Consider the following 2,852-nt stretch of genomic DNA (forward strand, 5'->3'; position numbering starts at 1 on the left):
CCCTTGGCCGGTCTATGGAAAGCGTGGCGACGCCTGCCTCCACCGTGACCGTGACAGCTGGTTCCTGCATGATCGACTCCTTCTCGTCACGAATAAATCAAACATTTGTTAGCTGATTGTCAAGAGCGCTTCATCCTGCTATCGGTCGGGTATGGAAACATGAGGAGTGGGCGCTTGGACGGGCAGCCGATCTGCGTGGAAATCGAGGAGGGCGTGGCGGTCGTGACGATGCGCCGCCCGCCGGTCAATGCGTTCACGAGCGCGATGTTCGCGGCGCTGCGCGCGGCGCTGGCGGGTATCGCCCGCGATCCCTCCTGCCGGGCGGTGATCCTGACGGGCAAGGGCCGCTGCTTCTGCGCCGGAAGCGAGATCGACGGATTTCTCGACCAGACCGAGGACGAGGCGGCCGAGGATCTGGCGCTGATCCGGATCACCTTCAACGCGCTGCAGGACTGCCCGGTGCCGGTGATCGCCGCCGTCAACGGCGCGGCGATGGGGACGGGCATGGTGCTCGCTGCCCTCGCCGATATCCGGATTGCCTCCGAGAAGGCGGTGTTTGCGCTGCCCGAGATCAAGGTCGGCGCCATGGGCGGTATCCGCCATGTCATGCGCATCGCGCCGCAGGGAATCGCGCGGCTGATGGCCTTCACCGGCTGCCGGATCGATGCGGCGGCGGCCTGGCACCATCATCTGGTCGAGCGCGTGGTTGCGCCCGAGCGGTTGATGGACGAGGCGCGCGAGATCGCCCGGCAGATCACCGCCAGCAGCCCCGAGGTGATGCGGCTCGCCAAGGCCGCGGCCAATCGGGTCGAAGAGATGGGCCTGCGCGAAGCCTATGAGCACGAATGCGGCATAATCGCCTCGCTGCGCAGCAGCCCGCAGGCGCGCGAGGCAGCGCTTGCCTTCGTCGAGAAGCGCAAGCCCGATTTCAGCACATCCGGCTGACGCGCCGTCCGCGGGGACAGGTGCGCGCCGATGAGAAACAAACGGTTGATTGGAGACCCCATGTCAGACAGTGAGATCACAGGCGAACTCGAGGCGTTCCGCGATTCGGTGAGGAAGTTCCTCGCCCGGGAGGTGGTGCCCAACATCGAGCGCTTCCGCGAGGACCGGCGGGTTTCGCCCGAGACCTGGCGCAAGGCCGGAGAGATGGGGCTGCTGGGCGTCAGCATTGCCGAGGAGCATGGCGGCGCCGGCGGCGATTTCCGCCACGAGGCCGTCGTGATGGATGAGCTCGGCGCCATCGGCTTCCTCGATTTCGGCATCCCTTTGCACAACGGCATCGTGGCGCCCTATATCACCCGCTACGGCTCGGACGAGCAGAAGGCGAAATGGCTGCCGAAACTGGCCTCCGGCGAACTGATCGGCGCCATCGCCATGACCGAGCCAGGCACCGGCTCCGACCTGCAGGCGATCCGCACCAAGGCGCGGCGCGAAGGCAACCGCTACTTCCTCGACGGCCAGAAGACCTTCATCACCAATGGCCAGAACGCCAATTTCATCATCGTCGCGGCCAAGACCGATCACGATGCCGGGGCGCGCGGAATCTCGCTCTTCGTCGTCGAGACCGACCAGGCCGACGGCTTCCGGCGCGGCCGCAACCTCAAGAAGATCGGGCTGCACGGGCAGGATACCTCGGAGCTGTTCTTCGATTCGGTGTCGCTGCCGCCCGAGAGCCTGATCGGCGACGGCGAGAACCGCGGCTTCTACCAGCTCATGGAGCAGCTGCCGCAGGAGCGGCTGATCATCGCCGTGCAGGCGATTGCCGCCGCCGAGGCCGCGCTCGCCGTGACCGTCGCCTACACCAAGGAGCGCACCGCCTTCGGCAAGCGCATCCTCGACTTCCAGAACTCCCGCTTCGTCCTGGCCGAGGCCAAGACCGAGATCACCATCGCCCGTGCCTTCCTCGACGACTGCGTGGACAAGCTGCTGCGCGAGGAGCTCGACGCCACCACGGCGGCGATGGCCAAATGGTGGTGCACCCAGAAGCAGAACGAGATCGCAGACGCCTGCCTGCAGCTCTTCGGCGGCTACGGCTACATGGAGGAGTATCCGATCTCGCACATGTGGGCCGATGCGCGCGTGCAGAAGATCTACGGCGGCACCAACGAAATTATGAAGGAACTGATCGCCCGCACTCTCTGAGCGCGGCCAAGTGAAGGAGAGCTCTACGATGCAAGACTGCTTTATCTACGATGCCGTGCGCACGCCGCGCGGCCGCGGTCGTCCCGACGGCGCGCTGCACGAAGTCCCGCCGCTCGACCTCGCCGCCCATGTGCTCAGGGCGCTGCGCGACCGCAACGGCCTCGACACCTCGCTTGTCGATGATGTCGTGCTCGGCTGCGTCATGCCGGTGGGCGAGCAGGGCTCGAATGTCGGCCGCGTCGCCGCGCTCAACGCCGGCTACGCCGAAACGGCGGCCGGCGTGCAGATCAACCGCTATTGCGCCTCGGGCCTAGAGGCCACCAACATGGCCGCCGCGCAGATCATGTCCGGCCAGTCCGACCTCACCGTCGGCGGCGGCGTGGAATCGATGTCGCGCGTGGCGATGGGCGCCGACGCCGGCGGCTGGTTCTCGGATCCCGAGGTCGCCTTCAAGACCTATTACACGCCGCAGGGCATCGGCGCCGACCTGATTGCCACCAAATGGGGTTTCTCGCGCGAGGATGTCGACGCCTATGCCGTGGAAAGCCAGCGGCGCGCGGCGAAGGCCTGGGAGGAGCGGCGTTTCGACCGCTCGATCGTCGCGGTGCGCGACCAGCTCGACAGGGTGCTGCTCGACCGCGACGAGCACATGCGGCCCGGAACCACGATGCAGAGCCTCGCCGCGCTCAGGCCGGCCTTCGCGGCGA

Annotated in this window: 2 protein-coding genes and 1 pseudogene; all 3 read left to right on the forward strand. The window is 66.7% G+C overall.

Annotated features, from left to right (window positions below; genetic code table 11):
• Positions 1 to 174: 174 nt before the first annotated feature.
• Positions 175 to 945: an enoyl-CoA hydratase-related protein gene (locus tag LL06_RS25555; protein ID WP_052161913.1), complete on the forward strand. Its 771-nt coding sequence runs from the start codon at positions 175 to 177 to the stop codon at positions 943 to 945.
• A gap of 60 nt (positions 946 to 1,005) precedes the next feature.
• Complete coding sequence (locus LL06_RS25560) at positions 1,006 to 2,145, forward strand: acyl-CoA dehydrogenase family protein (protein WP_035533770.1); 1,140 nt, start codon at positions 1,006 to 1,008, stop codon at positions 2,143 to 2,145.
• A 28-nt stretch (positions 2,146 to 2,173) separates the two neighbouring features.
• Positions 2,174 to 2,852, forward strand: a pseudogene (locus LL06_RS25565) (acetyl-CoA C-acyltransferase); the annotation flags it as partial.

This window comes from Hoeflea sp. BAL378 (assembly GCF_000759435.1).
Lineage (GTDB): Bacteria > Pseudomonadota > Alphaproteobacteria > Rhizobiales > Rhizobiaceae > Hoeflea.